This is a genomic window from Caulobacter sp. CCNWLW153, assembly GCF_036889365.1.
In the GTDB taxonomy this organism is placed as follows: domain Bacteria; phylum Pseudomonadota; class Alphaproteobacteria; order Caulobacterales; family Caulobacteraceae; genus Caulobacter; species Caulobacter radicis.
Map to the genome: position 1 here is coordinate 138,422 of NZ_JBAKFV010000008.1, position 14,000 is coordinate 152,421.

At 70.5% G+C, this 14,000-nt stretch carries 15 protein-coding genes; 10 read left to right on the forward strand and 5 right to left on the reverse strand.

Annotated elements, in window-relative coordinates; translation table 11 throughout:
* Positions 1-11: 11 nt before the first annotated feature.
* A complete protein-coding gene (locus tag V6S85_RS14195) occupies positions 12-1,394 on the reverse strand; it encodes an aminotransferase-like domain-containing protein (RefSeq protein ID WP_334349301.1) in 1,383 nt (460 codons plus the stop codon).
* Between the two features lie 96 nt (positions 1,395-1,490).
* Here V6S85_RS14195 and V6S85_RS14200 point away from each other — a divergent pair, with 96 nt between their 5' ends.
* The 3 genes from V6S85_RS14200 to V6S85_RS14210 are packed head-to-tail and all read left to right on the forward strand — an operon-like array spanning position 1,491 to position 3,597.
* Positions 1,491-2,159, forward strand: a complete 669-nt coding sequence (locus V6S85_RS14200; RefSeq protein ID WP_334349303.1) for a LysE family translocator — start codon at positions 1,491-1,493, stop codon at positions 2,157-2,159.
* A gap of 59 nt (positions 2,160-2,218) precedes the next feature.
* Complete coding sequence (locus tag V6S85_RS14205; RefSeq protein WP_334349304.1) at positions 2,219-2,695, forward strand: molybdopterin-dependent oxidoreductase; 477 nt, start codon at positions 2,219-2,221, stop codon at positions 2,693-2,695.
* 59 nt (positions 2,696-2,754) lie between these two features.
* Positions 2,755-3,597, forward strand: a complete 843-nt coding sequence (locus tag V6S85_RS14210) for an alpha/beta hydrolase (RefSeq protein WP_334349305.1) — start codon at positions 2,755-2,757, stop codon at positions 3,595-3,597.
* Between the two features lie 50 nt (positions 3,598-3,647).
* Here V6S85_RS14210 and V6S85_RS14215 read toward each other — a convergent pair whose 3' ends face one another.
* A complete protein-coding gene (locus V6S85_RS14215) occupies positions 3,648-4,175 on the reverse strand; it encodes a DUF1993 domain-containing protein (RefSeq protein WP_334349306.1) in 528 nt (175 codons plus the stop codon).
* A 201-nt stretch (positions 4,176-4,376) separates the two neighbouring features.
* Here V6S85_RS14215 and prfA point away from each other — a divergent pair, with 201 nt between their 5' ends.
* Positions 4,377-5,438: a peptide chain release factor 1 gene (gene prfA, locus V6S85_RS14220; RefSeq protein ID WP_116569841.1), complete on the forward strand. Its 1,062-nt coding sequence runs from the start codon at positions 4,377-4,379 to the stop codon at positions 5,436-5,438.
* A 146-nt stretch (positions 5,439-5,584) separates the two neighbouring features.
* Here prfA and V6S85_RS14225 read toward each other — a convergent pair whose 3' ends face one another.
* Both V6S85_RS14225 and V6S85_RS14230 read right to left on the reverse strand, forming a co-directional pair.
* On the reverse strand, positions 5,585-6,112 hold the full coding sequence (locus tag V6S85_RS14225; protein ID WP_334349307.1) for a GNAT family N-acetyltransferase: 528 nt from the start codon (positions 6,110-6,112) through the stop codon (positions 5,585-5,587).
* A 155-nt stretch (positions 6,113-6,267) separates the two neighbouring features.
* Positions 6,268-7,515, reverse strand: coding sequence for a YihY/virulence factor BrkB family protein (locus V6S85_RS14230; RefSeq protein ID WP_334349308.1), 1,248 nt, complete (start codon positions 7,513-7,515; stop codon positions 6,268-6,270).
* Between the two features lie 86 nt (positions 7,516-7,601).
* Between V6S85_RS14230 and V6S85_RS14235 the strand changes: the two genes are divergently transcribed.
* Positions 7,602-8,366 (forward strand): MOSC domain-containing protein, encoded by a 765-nt coding sequence (locus tag V6S85_RS14235; protein ID WP_334349309.1) that lies wholly within the window; start codon positions 7,602-7,604, stop codon positions 8,364-8,366.
* Here V6S85_RS14235 and V6S85_RS14240 read toward each other — a convergent pair.
* Positions 8,363-9,316, reverse strand: a complete 954-nt coding sequence (locus V6S85_RS14240) for a DUF1028 domain-containing protein (protein WP_334349310.1) — start codon at positions 9,314-9,316, stop codon at positions 8,363-8,365. The genes V6S85_RS14235 and V6S85_RS14240 overlap by 4 nt on opposite strands.
* Positions 9,317-9,575: 259 nt before the next feature.
* On the opposite strand from V6S85_RS14240, the gene prmC reads away from it, so the two are divergent.
* The 5 genes from prmC (at position 9,576) to V6S85_RS14265 (ending at position 13,945) form a co-directional block, all read left to right on the forward strand.
* Positions 9,576-10,445, forward strand: a complete 870-nt coding sequence (gene prmC, locus V6S85_RS14245; RefSeq protein ID WP_116569846.1) for a peptide chain release factor N(5)-glutamine methyltransferase — start codon at positions 9,576-9,578, stop codon at positions 10,443-10,445.
* A 252-nt stretch (positions 10,446-10,697) separates the two neighbouring features.
* A complete protein-coding gene (locus tag V6S85_RS14250; protein WP_334349311.1) occupies positions 10,698-11,837 on the forward strand; it encodes a DUF4167 domain-containing protein in 1,140 nt (379 codons plus the stop codon).
* An 83-nt stretch (positions 11,838-11,920) separates the two neighbouring features.
* On the forward strand, positions 11,921-12,952 hold the full coding sequence (locus V6S85_RS14255) for a sensor histidine kinase (protein WP_116569848.1): 1,032 nt from the start codon (positions 11,921-11,923) through the stop codon (positions 12,950-12,952).
* Complete coding sequence (locus tag V6S85_RS14260; protein ID WP_116487861.1) at positions 12,952-13,290, forward strand: response regulator; 339 nt, start codon at positions 12,952-12,954, stop codon at positions 13,288-13,290. Before V6S85_RS14255 ends, V6S85_RS14260 begins: the two co-directional genes overlap by 1 nt.
* 61 nt (positions 13,291-13,351) lie before the next feature.
* A complete protein-coding gene (locus V6S85_RS14265; protein WP_334349312.1) occupies positions 13,352-13,945 on the forward strand; it encodes a DUF4893 domain-containing protein in 594 nt (197 codons plus the stop codon).
* The last annotated feature ends 55 nt before the right edge of the window (positions 13,946-14,000 follow it).

Genomic DNA, 14,000 nt, shown 5'->3' on the forward strand with positions numbered 1-14,000 from the left:
GCCAGGCCCCGTCAGATTACCGGCCGCGAGCGCTCGTCGACGTCGGTCAGGGCGGCGGCGACGATGCGCAGGCCGGTTTCAAGTTCCACCCGGTCTGAGGCCGCGCCCAGCGCCAGGCGCACGCCGGTGACGAGGCCGGGCGAGACGATCGGGGCGGCCGGCGGGGTCACCTCCGCACCGCCGCGCAGCGCGCGGCCGGCCAGGCGCTCGGCCTCCAGTTCGCTCATCGGCAGCCACAGGTGGGGAACGGTGGGCGAGGCGAGGCTGGCCAGGGCGTCGCCCAGGATCGAGCGGGCGAGGGAAACGCGGGCCGCCGTCTCCTCGCGGATCTCGGCCAGGATGGCGTCGGCCGCGCCGTCCTCGATCCATTGGCCGGCGATCAGCATGCCAAAGCCCGGCGGGGCGTAGGCGATGGCGCGCATCGTATCGAGGATCCGCTCCAGGGCCGCGTCGTCGGGCGCGATCACGAAGCCGGCCCGCAGGCCCGGCGCCAGGGTCTTGGACACGCCCGAGACATGGAAGGTCCGCTCGGGCGCCAGCATGGCCAGCGGCGGCGGGGCGCCCGGCGCATAGGCGCCGTAGATGTCGTCCTCGATCAGGGTCAGGTCGAGGCGCCGGGCGATCGCGACGATCGCCTCGCGCCGGGCCAGCGACATGATCCGTCCCGTGGGGTTCTGCAGGGTGGGCAGCAGGGCGACGACACGCGCGCCGGTGCGCCTGGCGGTCTCTTCCAGGGCTTCGGGGATCGCGCCCTCGTCGTCCATCGCCACGCCCTGCAGGCGATAGCCCGCGTGGGTCGCCAGGGCCTTGATCCCATGGAAGGTCGAAGCCTCGCACAGCACGACGTCGCCGGGACGGGCGACAGCGCCGAAGGCCAGGGCCAGGCCCTGCTGGGCGCCGGCGCAGCAGACGAGGCGCGTCCAGTCGGCGGTCTCGAAGCCGGCGCTGCGGGCCAGCCAGGCGGCCGCCGCGCGGCGGTGCCGCTCCAGCCCGGCGGCGGGCGCGTAGTCGAGATGATCGGCCAGATCGGGACGCCGGCGCAGGCGCTGCATCGTCTCGCCGATCACCCGGGCGGCGGGCCAGTTCAGCGCGACGTTCTGGGCCAGGTTGATCGGCCCCTCGCGCCGGCGCGGGCCGGCGATCGCGCCGGGCGCGTTGACGAAACTGCCGCGGCCGACATGAGCGCTGACCAGGCCAGCCTTCTCGGCCTCGACATAGGCCCGCGTGACCGTGCCCAACCCAAGCCCCAGGCGGTGGGCGAGATCGCGCTGCGGCGGCAGGCGCGTTCCGGCCGGCAGGGCCCCGGACTCGACGTCGAAGCGCAGGGCCTCGACCAGCCGTTCGTAGATCGGGGCGTCGCCGTCGGACAGGGCGGGGGTCCAGGGAGCGGTCATCGGCGGGGTCCAGCCATATTGTCACTGTATCAATATAAGTTTTGACTCATGGATCAATCGAAATCATCACCGTGACATTCCGCCAGGGAGGTCCCGATGACGCCGCAACTGATCCTCGCCTTCGTGCTGTTCGCCTTCGCCACCGCCGGCACGCCTGGCCCGAACAACATGATGCTGCTGGCCTCGGGCGCGAATTTCGGCTTCCGCCGAACGATCCTGCACATCCTGGGGATCAGCCTGGGTCTTGGCGTGATGGTGTTGGCCATGGGCTTCGGCCTCGGCGGCGTGTTCAAGGCCTGGCCGGTGCTGCACGAGATCCTGCGCTGGGCGGGCGCGGCCTACATGCTGTGGCTGGCCTGGAAGATCGGCACGGCCCGGGGCGTGTCCGACCGCGATGCGGGCAGCCGGCCGATGGGCTTCTGGGCGGCGGCCGCCTTCCAGTGGGTCAATCCCAAGGCCTGGGCCATGGCGCTGGGCGCTGTGACGACCTACGCGCCGGAAGGCGGCGGGGTCATGGTCGTGCCGCTGCTGGCGGGCCTGTTCATGCTGGTCGGCGCGCCGTGCAGCGCTGCCTGGGCGGGCTTCGGCATGGCCCTGCGCCGCTTCCTCGACCGGCCGGCGATTTTGCGGACCTTCAACGTGACCATGGCCGTGCTGCTGGTGGTGTCGCTGTATCCGACCCTGTTCCGGGATCATGCGTCCAAGGCGGCGCCGCGCGACCTGGCCTTCGCGGCCAAGCCCTTGGTGTTCGGCTGGCGTGGTTGAGGCTTGCGCCGATCGGGGCAGGCGCGTCACATCGCGCGATCCTTCCGGAGCCTCCTTCCATGCGCCTCGCCGCCGTTCTCGTCGCAACCGTCCTGGCGCTGGCCCCCACGGCCTTCGCCCAGGACCTCAAGGTCGTCGTCCAGGGGCGTGACAGCATCGTGCTGACGCCCGCCGATCTGGCCGCCCTGCCGCGCGGCAAGGCGACCATGGTCGAGGGCGGCAAGAGCGCGGTCTACGAGGGCGCGCTGCTGAACGCGGCCCTGGTGCAGGCCGGCGTGGTGCATGGCGACCGGCTGATGGGGCGCTATCTCAACCAGGTGGTGCTGGTGAAGGCCGCCGACGGCTATGTCTCGATCCTGTCGCTGGCCGAGACCGACCCGTTCTACCGCGCCAATCCCGTGGTCATCGCCGACCGCAAGGACGGCCAGCCGCTGGACGCCCGCGAGGGTCCGTACCGCGTCGTGGTGGACGGCGACCTCAAGCCGTCGCGTTCTGCGAGGCAGGTGACCACGATCGAGGTCAAACCGGCCTTCTGAGCCTGGACAATCGTGGCGAACCATCAAAGCGTGCTCGCCAAACGATAGTGGGGCTTTCCGTGACCAAGCTTATCCTGAACCGCCGCGGCCTGCTGGCCGCGACCCTGGCCTTCGCCGCGACGCCTGCCCTGGCGCGCGCCGCGACGGCGACCTCGACCACCACCCTCAAGGTCGGCGACCGCGATGTCGAACTGACCATCCTGCGTCCCGACGCGCCCAAGGGCATCATCATCTTCTCGCACGGGGCGGGCGGTTGGCCGGCCCCCTACAAGGCGTTGTTCGACCTGTGGACGCAGGCCGGCTTCATGATCGTCGCGCCGCTGCACGTCGATTCCCAGAAGCATCCCAAGCGCGCCGACTATGACCTGCGCGCGGCCTTCCCGCTGCGCCTGGCCGATCTGGCGGCCGCGACGGACTATGCCGAGAAGGCCGCGCCGGGCCTGCCGATGGCCTCGGCCGGCCACTCCTACGGCTCGCTGATGTCGCTGATCCGCGCCGGGGCGCTGGAGGGGATGATCCCGGCCCAGGATCCCCGGACCAAGGCCGCCCTGTGCTTCTCAAGCCCGGGCGTCATCAAGGGCCTGATCGGGCCGACCGCCTTCCAGGGCGTCAATAAGCCGATGCTGATGGTCACCGGCGACCAGGACGTGCTGCCCGGCATGATCGCCGACTGGCATGAGCACCTCTATCCGTTCGACACCAGCCCGGCCGGCGAGAAGTATCTCTGGGTCGGCAAGGGCGTCGGCCACGGCCTGTCCTACCACCCCGAGGCGCCGGGCTTCGCCGAGTCCTCGACGCTGAGCGTGGCCTTCCTGAAGGCCAAGGTGCTGGGCGACAAGGCCGCCGAGGCGGTGCTGGCCGCGCAGGGCTCGACGCCGCTGGCGGACTGGAAGACGCGCTGAGGCGATCGGCCGCCGTCCGCCGGTGAGCGCGGACGGCGGCTTTTGCCGGTTCAGGCCGTCCGCACGCGTTCCGCGCCGAGGTTGAGGTAGTCCCGCTTGCCCAGCGGCACGCCGTGATGGCGAAGGATGTCGTAGGCGGTGACGACGTGGAACTGGAAGTTCGGCAGGGCGAACTCCAACAGGTAGTCGAGGCCGCTGAAGCCCAGGGTGAGAGGCCCCGCGGCGAACACCACCTCGCGGGTCTCCGCGCCCTCGAAGGTCTCGGCCGGAACGCCACGCACATAGTCCAGGGTGCGCGCCACGCGGTCCCGCAGCTGGGCCAGGGTGGTCTCGTCGTCGGCCATGGACGGCGCGGTGACGCCGCCCAGGCGGGCCATGGCGCCGCGGGCCGCGTCGGAGGCGCGCTGGATCTGCCCGGCCAGCGGCAGCATGTCTTCGTAGAGGCGGGCCTGGACGAAGGCGTCAGGATCGCTTCCGGCGGCTCGCGCATGGGCGTCGGCCTTGTCGAGCAGGGCCGACAGCGTCTGCAGGCCGCGCGTCAGGGCGGTGGCCGTGACGTGGTGGATCGAAAGGGACATGGCGTTTCCTTGGCGGCTTTGCCTCGGCGGACCGCGCGCTGCGGCCGGCTGCCGTCTAGCTAATCGCACCTATATCCGTTTTCAAACGATACTGATGACGGTGAATGTCAGCAGCCGACGGCCCGGCCGCCCCTCCATTCCATTCCCCCCCGAAAAGGCCTAGAGAGACCGGCCCATCCTCCAGCCGTGCGATCTCTTCCCTTGCGACTGCCCCAGGCCCGCCTCGACCAGGTTCTCGACCGTTTCCGCGAAGTGGAGGCTCGCATGGGCGCCGCGACGGACGGATCCGAGATCGTCAAGCTCTCCAAGGAGCACGCCGAGCTGCGGCCCGTGGCCGAGGCCGTCGAACGCCTGGCCAAGCTGAGCGCCGAGCGGGCCGAGCTGGACGAGATGGCGGCCGATCCCGAGATGGCCGCCATGGTCCGCGACGAGATCGTCGCCCTGGACGAGAAGCTGCCGATCCTGGAACGGGAGCTGGCCCTGATGCTGGCCCCCAAGGACAAGGACGAGAACGCCTCGGCCATCCTCGAAGTGCGCGCCGGTACGGGCGGCGACGAGGCGGCCCTGTTCGCCGGCGACCTCTTCCGCATGTACCAGCGCTATGCCCAGAACCAGGGCTGGCGGGTCGAGGTCGACAGCATCTCCGAGGGCGAGATGGGCGGCTTCAAGGAAATCATCGCCTCGATCACCGGCGACGGCGTGTTCGGCCGGCTGAAGTTCGAGAGCGGCGTGCACCGCGTGCAGCGCGTGCCGGAAACCGAAGCGCAGGGCCGCATCCACACCTCGGCCGCCACCGTGGCGGTGCTGCCCGAGGCCGAGGACGTCGAGATCGAGATCAAGGAAAGCGATCTGCGGATCGACACCTACCGATCGTCCGGCGCCGGCGGCCAGCACGTCAACAAGACCGACTCGGCCGTGCGCATCACCCACTTGCCCACGGGCGTGGTGGTGACCTCGTCGGAGAAGTCGCAACACCAGAACCGCGCCCGGGCGATGAAGAACCTGAAGGCCCGGCTCTATGACATGCAGCGCGAGGCCCTGGACACCGCCCGCTCCGACGCCCGCAAGAGCCAGGTCGGCAGCGGCGACCGTTCGGAACGGATCCGCACCTACAACTTCCCGCAGGGCCGGGTCACCGACCACCGGATCAACCTGACCCTCTACAACCTGACCAAGGTGATCGAGGGCGAGGCCCTGGACGACGTCATCAACCCGCTGATCGCCGAGGACCAGGCCGCGCGCCTGGCCAGCCTGGAAGATTGAGGTCTGAAGATCCTCCCCCTCTGGGGGAGGTGGCCCGAAGGGCCGGAGGGGGGACGTTTTCAGCTTCCGCTGACTGGGTCGGTTTCGCACCGACTTCCCTCTCCGTCGGCTTCGCCGACACCTCTCCCTTCAGGGAGAGGGTCTCGTTAGCCGAGTACTTTTTCCATCACCACGAACGCCAGATCGTCCCGCAGCGGCTTGCCGAAGCGGTCGTCGCCGTGGGGGAAGGGGCGGGTCTCGCCGGTGAGGGCGTAGCCGCGGCGTTCGTACCAGGCGATCAGGGTGTCGCGGATATGGACCACGGTCATCTGCATCCGGTCTGCGCCGCGCTGCTTGGCGTAGGTCTCGCCGGCCGCCAGCAGGGTGCGGCCCAACTGCCGGTCCTGCAGGTCGGGGCGGATGGTCAACATGCCCAGGTACCAGACCCGGGCCTCGGCCGGCTCCAGCCAGACACAGCCCAGGATCGGCCCGTCCGGCTCGTCGCGGGCGGTCAGGATCAGCGCCTGGGGCGCGGCGTCCAGGTCCGCTTGCAGGCTTTCGAGGTCGATGCGCTGGCCGTCGATATAGCCGGCCTCGGTGGTCCAGCCGGCCTGCGCCCCCTGGCCGCGATAGGCGGAATTGACCAGGGCGACGAGGGCCTCGTGTTCGGACGGCGCGGCGGGAGCGAAGATCATGGCGGCGAGCTAAGCCATGCGTCGGCGGGCTTGCCAAGCGGTCGTCGTCCTGCGTGAACCTCGCCCTTCGACGGGCTCGGGGTGAGGTTCAATTTCGGCGTGGCGGTCCATTCGAAATCCTCATCCTGAGCTTGTCGAAGGACGAGGATTTCGCATCACGGTTCCAGCGGCGGCGCCTTCTTGCCCAGCCGCGTCGCATGCCCCCAGTAGCGACCGCCGATCCGCTTCACCGTGCCGGCCTCGCGCTTGATGAGCTCCCAGGGATGGAAGGCCAGCCCGACCGTGTCGGCCATGGCCGCGCCGCGCGCGCCCATGGGTTTTTCGGGACCGGTGGTGGAGTCGTGGGCGGTCTGGTGCTCGATCTCGGCGTTGAGCTCGGCCCCGACCAGCACGGTCATGATCGAGAACCACACCCAGACCATGAAGGCGATCACCGCCCCCAGCGGTCCGTAGGTGGCGTCGTAGTGGGCGATGCGGTTGACGTAGATCGAAAAGCCTAGCGAGCCGACCAGCCAGGCCGCCGCGCCGAACAGCGCGCCCAGCACCACCCAGCGCCAGCGCGGCCGGGCCCGGCAGGGGGCGAAGCGGTAGAGCATGGCGAAGGCCAGGGCCGTCACCAGCCACACCGCCAGCCAGCGCAGCGGGATCCAGAAGGCCGAGATCGCCCCAAGCCCCACGCGCTCCAGCACGATCGGCATCGCGATCAGCACCGCGGCGATGAACACCGCATAGACCAGGGCGCACAGAGTGAAGCCGTAGGTCAGGGCGGTCTTGCCGAGGAAATTGCGCTTTTCATCCTCATCATAGGCGACGTTCAGGCCGTCGAAGAGCGCCTTCATGCTGGCGTTGGCGCTCCAGATCGACAGCAACAGGCTGACCACGAAGGCCACGCCCAACTTGCCGCCCTCCTGGCCGGCCAGGCGCAGCATCTGCTCGCCGACGATCTGGACGACGCTGGCGGGAAAGACGGTGGCCATCTCCTGCAGTTGCTTCTCCACCGCCGCCACGTCGGCGAACAGGCCGTACAGCGAGACGAAGGCGCCGATGGCGGGGAACAGGGCCAGCAGGGTGTAGAAGGTCACGCCGCCGGCCACTGACGGCAGCTTGTCGACGCTGATCTCGCGGGCGGTGCGCCAGAGGATGTCGCGCCAGCCCAGCAGCGGGATGCCGTGCGGATGACGGGCGGCGCGGCCGCGCCGGGGCTCGGCCTGGTCGAACTCGTGCGGCGGCAGCACACGGTCCTCCGACAGGCCGGGCGGCGGCGCGTGCGGTTCGACCTGGGGCTCCAGGCGCTTGGGAAAGGCGAAGGGCGCGACCGCCAGCAGCAGGATCCAGGGCGCCAGGTGATAGGGCCGCGAGGCCAGCCACGACCTTACGGGGCGTCGCGGCGTGGTGTCGGTCATGAGCAGGCCTCCCTGCAGGTCAAATCCGCCAGAGCCCGCGGTGTTCCCGCCTTGCAAAGCTCGATCGCCGCGACCACCTTGCCGCCATGCACGCCCAGGTCGCCTCGCTCTATCGCCATCCCGTCAAGGGGTTCACGCCCGAACGGCTTTCGGCCGCGACGCTGGAGGCGGGCGCCTGCTTCCCCTGCGATCGGCTGTATGCGGTCGAGGACGGGCCCAGCGGCTTTGATACGGACGCGCCCGCGCACCTGTCGAAGATGAAGTTCACCGTCCTGGCCAAGATCCCGGCCGTGGCCAGGGCGCGCACGGCCTATGACGAGGCGAGCGGCGTGCTTACGGCGTCGGCCGAGGGGCTGGCGCCGTTCAAGGGCGACCTGGCCAGCGACGAGGGCCGGCGCGGCTTCGAGGCCTGGCTGGCCGCGCTGCTGGGCGACGAGGCGAGAGGTCCGCTGCGCGTGCTGGAAGGACCGGGCGCGCACCGGTTCATGGACAGCAAGCAGGGCTTCGTCTCGATCGTGAACCTGGCCAGCGTGCGCGATCTGGCCGAGAAGATCGGCCGTCCGGTCGATCCCTTACGTTTCCGCGCCAACCTCTATGTCGAGGGTTGGCCGGCCTGGGTCGAGAACGGCTGGACGGGCAGGACGGTGCGGGTCGGCGATGCGACGGCGGAAGTGCTGAAGCCCATCGTCCGCTGCGCCGCCACCCATGTCGATCCGGTCACCGCCGAGCGCGACATCGAGGTGGTGAAGGCCCTGTTCGACAACTACGGCCACACCTTCTGCGGCATCTACCTGAATGTCACCGCCGACGGCGCGGTGGGGCAAGGCGATGCGGTGGTGGTCGAGGCCTAGAAGCGGCTCAGCGCCGGGTCCTCGCGGACCGGCGCGAACAGCGGGTCGTCGCGCTCCATCTTCGCCCACTTCGGATTGAGACGGTGCATGGCCGCCAGGGCTTGCACGGCCTCGGCGCGGTCGCCCATCGCCATTCGCAGGCGCGCGGCCCGACGCCAGACGCGGTCCCAGTCGCCGCCCAGGCCGATGGCGGCCGTGATCTCGCTCCGGGCGACGTCCGGCTTGCCCCTGCGCGCGGCGCGCTCGGCGGCGGCCAGCCGCTCGTTGGCCTGGCGCAGGTTCAGCAGGCGGCGCAGCTCGGCGACCGGCGCGGCGGAGGCGTCCACCCGCAGGTCGACGTCGCCCCAGCCGCCCTCGGCGGTGCGCACCAGCAGGGCCGCCGACATTCGCCCCGTGGTTTGGCCGCCCGCCGCCTCGCCGGCTTCCAGGGCGGCCACCAGCCGGTCGGGCAGAGGGCCGCTCGCCTGCGCGAAGGCCGCCTTCATCGCCTCGAGCACCCGTGGGCCCGCCAGGCCGTTGCCCTGGACGCTGTAGCCGGTCTGGGCCTGGTGTCCCGCCCAGGCCGAGGCGGCGGCCTCGGCGCCGGTGAAGGCGAAGGCCCGGCCGTCGGCGGCGACCGCGGCGACCTGCCGCCAGCTTTGATCCTGGTCCTCGAAGCCGCCGTCCTCGGCCAGCAGGGTGGTCACGACCGCTTGCGGATCCTGGCCACGGGCCAAGAGCGCGAGCCCCTTGGGGCCATAGTGCGGGTTGGTCTCGAACTGGGTGACGACGGCGCCGACCCCGCCCTGCGCGTAGGCCACGCTGGCGCCGACGGCCAGGTTGTTGGTGGCGACCGCAACGCCGCAGGTCTTCCGGGCGTCGCAGGCCGCGATCGAGAAGGTGGCGCTGGCGGGCGTGGCGAGGGCGACCAGACCGCAACCGGCCAGACCCGCGAACATCGAACGGAACATGTCGTCATTCCCCCTGATCCCGGCCCCTCATCCAGGGGCGCGACTGTTCCGGCGGCGCCTCCGGGCTGTCACGTGAAAAGTGGTTCATGCCCGGCGCCGACGGCCTTGCGCGGCGCGGTTTTCGAGGCGCCACCGGAGCAGACCAAGAGGGGCTCCCGCAGCAGGTCCGAACAAGCAACAGCGCATCGCCGCCGCTAATCCATCTGCAATCTCGCCCTCGATCTCGCGTTGGGGGCCGCGACGCGCTATTGGAGCCGCCATGACCCTCACCCTCGTCAAAGCCTGGAACGGCGCCAAGGAGCGCCTGAAGGAAGCCGGCATCGACCAGCCCGCCATCGACGCGCGCCTGATGCTTGAAGTCGCCGCCGGCGTCAGCCGCACGGACATCATCACCGACCCCTATCGTGAGCTGACCGCCGAACAACTGGCCACGCTGGACGACTACCTGGAGCGCCGCGCCCGCCGCGAGCCGGTCAGCCACATCATCGGCCGCAAGGGCTTCTGGAAGATCCTGCTGTCGGTGAACAAGGACGTCCTGACCCCGCGTCCCGAGACCGAGGTCATCGTCGACGAAGTGCTCAAGGCCTTCCCCGAGACCATGGCCTTCAACATGCTGGACCTGGGCGTGGGCTCGGGTTCGATGCTGCTGGCGATCCTGGCCGAGCGCCCGGCCGCCAAGGGGCTGGGGATCGACATTTCCGAGGAGGCCCTGGCCGTGGCGCGCGAGAACGCGGCCAACCTGGACCTCGACGGCCGCGTGGCGCTGATGCGCGGCGACTGGACGACGGGCCTGGGCGACGCGTCGTTCGACGTGGTGGTCTCCAACCCGCCCTACATCCCCACCGCCCACATCGACACCCTGGAGCCGGAAGTGCGCGACCACGAGCCGCGCCTGGCCCTGGACGGCGGGGCCGACGGCCTGACCGCCTACCGCGCCCTGGCGCCGGAAATCCTGCGGGTGCTCAAGCCGGGCGGCCTGTTCTGCGTCGAGATCGGTTTCGACCAGTCGGCCGACGTCGAGATCCTGTTCAAGGCCGCCGGCGCCCAGAACGTGCGGACGGTCAAGGACCTGTCCACTCACGACCGTGTTGTCACGGGCTTCAAAAACCCCTTGGAAACGCCGGCGTGAGGCGGTAGACGATGAGGGTCTCCTTCCAAATCGCCGGGTGACGGGAAGAGCGGTCGTTTCGACGGCCGCTAGACACATCTGGCAGGCGCGAACGGCCGACGAGGCCGAAAGCCGCGCCCGATCCGGACGGAGACTCTACGGAAACCCAGGTCTCAAGAACATCGAAGGCGAGCCCGAGACGGGCGCACCCAGTCTCAAGAGACCGAATACCGATCGGGCTAAAGTGTCCAGATCGGACAGGTTTAGAAGAAGATGAGAGATTTCAAGGGCATGAAGCGCCAGCGTGGCCGCAACAACCGCGGGGGCGGTGGTGGCAAGCCGCAGCAGCACAACGCCAACCGGGCCTTCGATTCGAACGGCCCCGACGGCGTGAAGGTCCGCGGCGCGGCCCAGAGCGTCTATGAAAAGTACCAGCAGCTGGCTCGTGACGCCTCGTCGTCCGGCGACCGGGTGCTGGCCGAGAACTACCTGCAGCACGCCGAGCACTATTTCCGCGTCCTGCGCGCCATCCAGCCGAATCGTCCGGTCAGCGACATCATCGGCAAGGACGCCTATTCGGCCTACGAGATCGACTTCGAGGCCGAGCCGGAAGAGGCTCCCGAGGCCCCGCCGGCCGCCGAGACGCCCGCCGAGGGCGCGGAAGGCGGCGAGGGCGGTGAAGGTCAGGGCGAGCAACGCCGCAACCGCGACCGCTTCGAGAACCGCGACCGTGACCGCAATCGCGATCGTGACCGCGATGGCCAGCAGGGCGAAGGCCGCCGCGATCGCTGGCGCGACCGCGATGACCGCGACCGCAACCGCGATGATCGTCCCCGTGACGACCGTCCGCGTGATGATCGGCCCCGCGATGACCGGCCTCGTGATGACCGGCCGCGCGAAGAGCGCTTCCGCGATCGCGATGATCGCCCCCGGGATGATCGTCCCAGAGACGACCGGGCGCGTGACGACCGTCCCCGCGAGGAGCGCCAGCCGCGCGAAGACCGTCCGGCGGCCGAAGGCGGCGAGTTCCAGGGCGAGGCCCGCGAAGGCCGCCGCTCGCGCCGCGACCGGGATCGTGACCGCAACCGCGATCGTGACCGCGGCGAGCGTGATCCGCTGGCCGTGATCGAGCCGGAAGCCGCCCCGCTGGGCGGCGAGGCGCAGGCGGCCGAAAGCTCGCCGGTGCTGCGCGGCCAGGATGGCGCCGTCAGCCACGCTCCGGCGTTCCTGGGCCGCAAGTCCGAGCCCAAGCCCGCTCCCGAACCGAAGGCCGAAGCCGCTCCGGCGGCCGAGACCCCCGCCGCTCCGGCCCCCGAGGCCGCCGGCGAAGAGGTCAAGAAGCCCCGTCGTCGCCGCGCCCCGCGCAGCTTCGAAGGCGGCGACTCCCCGGCTCCCGAGCCGGAAGAGGCCTGAGACGTTCATTAGACTCCGCCGCGAGGACTTGGCGGCGGATCAACCCATAGGCTAGGCTCCTCTGGACCACAGGGGAGCCAGCCATGGGCGGGCGTGGAACACAGTCGGGCGGCGCGGGCGAAGAGGCCCGCTATCGCGCCATCGTCGACACGGCGGTGGACGCCATCGTCGTCATAGACGAGCACGGCCGCATCGAAGCCTTCAATCCCGCCGCCGAGCGCCTGTTCGGCTATGCGGCGTCCGACATGATCGGATCCAACGTCAACGCCCTGATGCCCGAGCCGCATCACGCGGCCCATGACGGCTATCTCGACACCTACCGCCGCACGGGCGAGCGCCGGATCATCGGCATCGGCCGCGAGGTGTTCGGCCGCCGCCAGGACGGCACGACCTTTCCCCTGGAGCTTTCCATCGCCGAGTGGCGGTCGGGCGGACGGCGGTTCTTCACCGGCGTGATGCGCGACGTCACCGAGCGCAAGCGAACCGAGGAACTGCAGCGGCTGCTGGTCAACGAGCTCAATCACCGGGTCAAGAACACCCTGGCCACCGTGCAGTCGGTGGCCGGCCAGACCCTGCGCAACGCCGCCGACCTGGGCGACGCCCGCGAGTCGCTGACGACCCGCCTGCTGGCCCTGGCCCGCACCCACGACATCCTCACCCGCGAGAGCTGGGACGGCGCCGACCTGCACGACATCATGGCCGGCCTCGTCGACTCCTACGGCGACGCCTCGCGCTTCGAACTCGCCGGGCCCCCGGTGCGGCTTTCGCCCAAGACCGCGCTGTCGCTGTCGCTGGCCCTGCACGAACTGACCACCAACGCCGCCAAGTACGGGGCCCTGTCGCAATCGACGGGGCTGGTGCGGGTGGGCTGGAGCCGGGAAGGCGAGGGCGACGACGAGCGGCTGCGCCTGCGCTGGCAGGAGGCCGGCGGCCCGCTGGTCTCGCCGCCCGAGCGCCAGGGGTTCGGCAGCCGCCTGATCACCCGGGGTCTCGCCCTGGAGCTCGATGGCGAGGCGGCGCTGGACTATCCGCCCGAGGGCGTGGTCTGCACCATCGTCGCCCGGATCCGCCGCCGTCCGGCCGCCCAGCCGACGCCGGCCAGGGGAGCCGCCTGATGCGCGTGCTGATCGTCGAGGACGAGATCATGGTCGCCATGCTGGTCGAGGACCTGCTGACCGACCTGGGCTGCGACGTCACCGGCCCGGCAGTCTCGGCCGAGACGGCGGTGGAGGCGGCGCGGCGTGAGATCGTCGACTTCGCCCTGCTGGACGTGAACCTCGACGGCGGCACCTCGTTCGCGGCCGCCGACATACTGCGAGCGCGCGGCGTGCCCTTCGCCTTCGTCACCGGCTATGGCGACCAGGGCGTGCGGCCCGACCTGCGCGACGCCCCGATCCTCAGCAAGCCGGTCGATCCCCGGCAACTGGCCCGCACCATCGCCGCGGCCCGCTGAGGCGAACCGGCCCGGACCCCACGAGTTATCTCTGCTCCTTCGACATCCTGAGGAGCCGCCCATGCGCGCCGTCGCCGCTCTCGCCCTTTCCCTCATCGCCGCAACGCCCGTCCTGGCCGCCTCCAGCGACTGGCGACGCGATGCGACGCGCGATGACATTCAACGGATCGAGCGGCTGAACTCGGCCTGGGAAGGCGCGCTGTCGGAGGCCCGGCGCGGCGGCCATGCCCGCGACCTGCGGGCGCTGGGCGCGCTGGTGGAGCCGCGCGCGGCCCTGCCGCGCCCGCAGCCGGCGCCCGGGACCTACCAGTGCCGCACGATCAAGCTGGGCAGTCCGGGCGGCCGGGGCCTGCCTTACGTCGCCTACGGCTGGTTCCGCTGCCGGGTGCAACTGACGCCCGGCGGCGACCTCCTGCTGGAAAAGACCACGGGCTCGCAGCGCCAGGCTGGCAATCTCTATCCCGACAGCGACCGGCGGCTGGTGTTCCTTGGCGCGGTGGCCTGGGGCGACCGCGAGGGCCGGGCGACCTACCGCCGCGATCCCGAGCGCGACCAGGCCGGGGTGTTCGAGCGTGTCGGTCCCAACCGCTACCGCCTGGTCATGCCCTGGCCCAAGCAGGAGTCGAAGCTCGATATCCTCGAGCTGAAACGCTGATGAAATAGGTCCTCTCCCCGTGGGAGAGGTGTCCGCGAAGCGGACGGAGAGGGAA

Bases quoted from the DNA above. Each gene is read 5' to 3' on its own strand.
- V6S85_RS14195 (WP_334349301.1), bottom strand. From the start codon at position 1,394: ATGACCGCTCCCTGGACCCCCGCCCTGTCCGACGGCGACGCCCCGATC.
- V6S85_RS14200 (WP_334349303.1), top strand. From the start codon at position 1,491: ATGACGCCGCAACTGATCCTCGCCTTCGTGCTGTTCGCCTTCGCCACC.
- V6S85_RS14205 (WP_334349304.1), top strand. From the start codon at position 2,219: ATGCGCCTCGCCGCCGTTCTCGTCGCAACCGTCCTGGCGCTGGCCCCC.
- V6S85_RS14215 (WP_334349306.1), bottom strand. From the start codon at position 4,175: ATGTCCCTTTCGATCCACCACGTCACGGCCACCGCCCTGACGCGCGGC.
- V6S85_RS14225 (WP_334349307.1), bottom strand. From the start codon at position 6,112: ATGATCTTCGCTCCCGCCGCGCCGTCCGAACACGAGGCCCTCGTCGCC.
- V6S85_RS14230 (WP_334349308.1), bottom strand. From the start codon at position 7,515: ATGACCGACACCACGCCGCGACGCCCCGTAAGGTCGTGGCTGGCCTCG.
- V6S85_RS14235 (WP_334349309.1), top strand. From the start codon at position 7,602: ATGCACGCCCAGGTCGCCTCGCTCTATCGCCATCCCGTCAAGGGGTTC.
- V6S85_RS14240 (WP_334349310.1), bottom strand. From the start codon at position 9,316: ATGTTCCGTTCGATGTTCGCGGGTCTGGCCGGTTGCGGTCTGGTCGCC.
- prmC (WP_116569846.1), top strand. From the start codon at position 9,576: ATGACCCTCACCCTCGTCAAAGCCTGGAACGGCGCCAAGGAGCGCCTG.
- V6S85_RS14250 (WP_334349311.1), top strand. From the start codon at position 10,698: ATGAGAGATTTCAAGGGCATGAAGCGCCAGCGTGGCCGCAACAACCGC.
- V6S85_RS14255 (WP_116569848.1), top strand. From the start codon at position 11,921: ATGGGCGGGCGTGGAACACAGTCGGGCGGCGCGGGCGAAGAGGCCCGC.
- V6S85_RS14260 (WP_116487861.1), top strand. From the start codon at position 12,952: ATGCGCGTGCTGATCGTCGAGGACGAGATCATGGTCGCCATGCTGGTC.
- V6S85_RS14265 (WP_334349312.1), top strand. From the start codon at position 13,352: ATGCGCGCCGTCGCCGCTCTCGCCCTTTCCCTCATCGCCGCAACGCCC.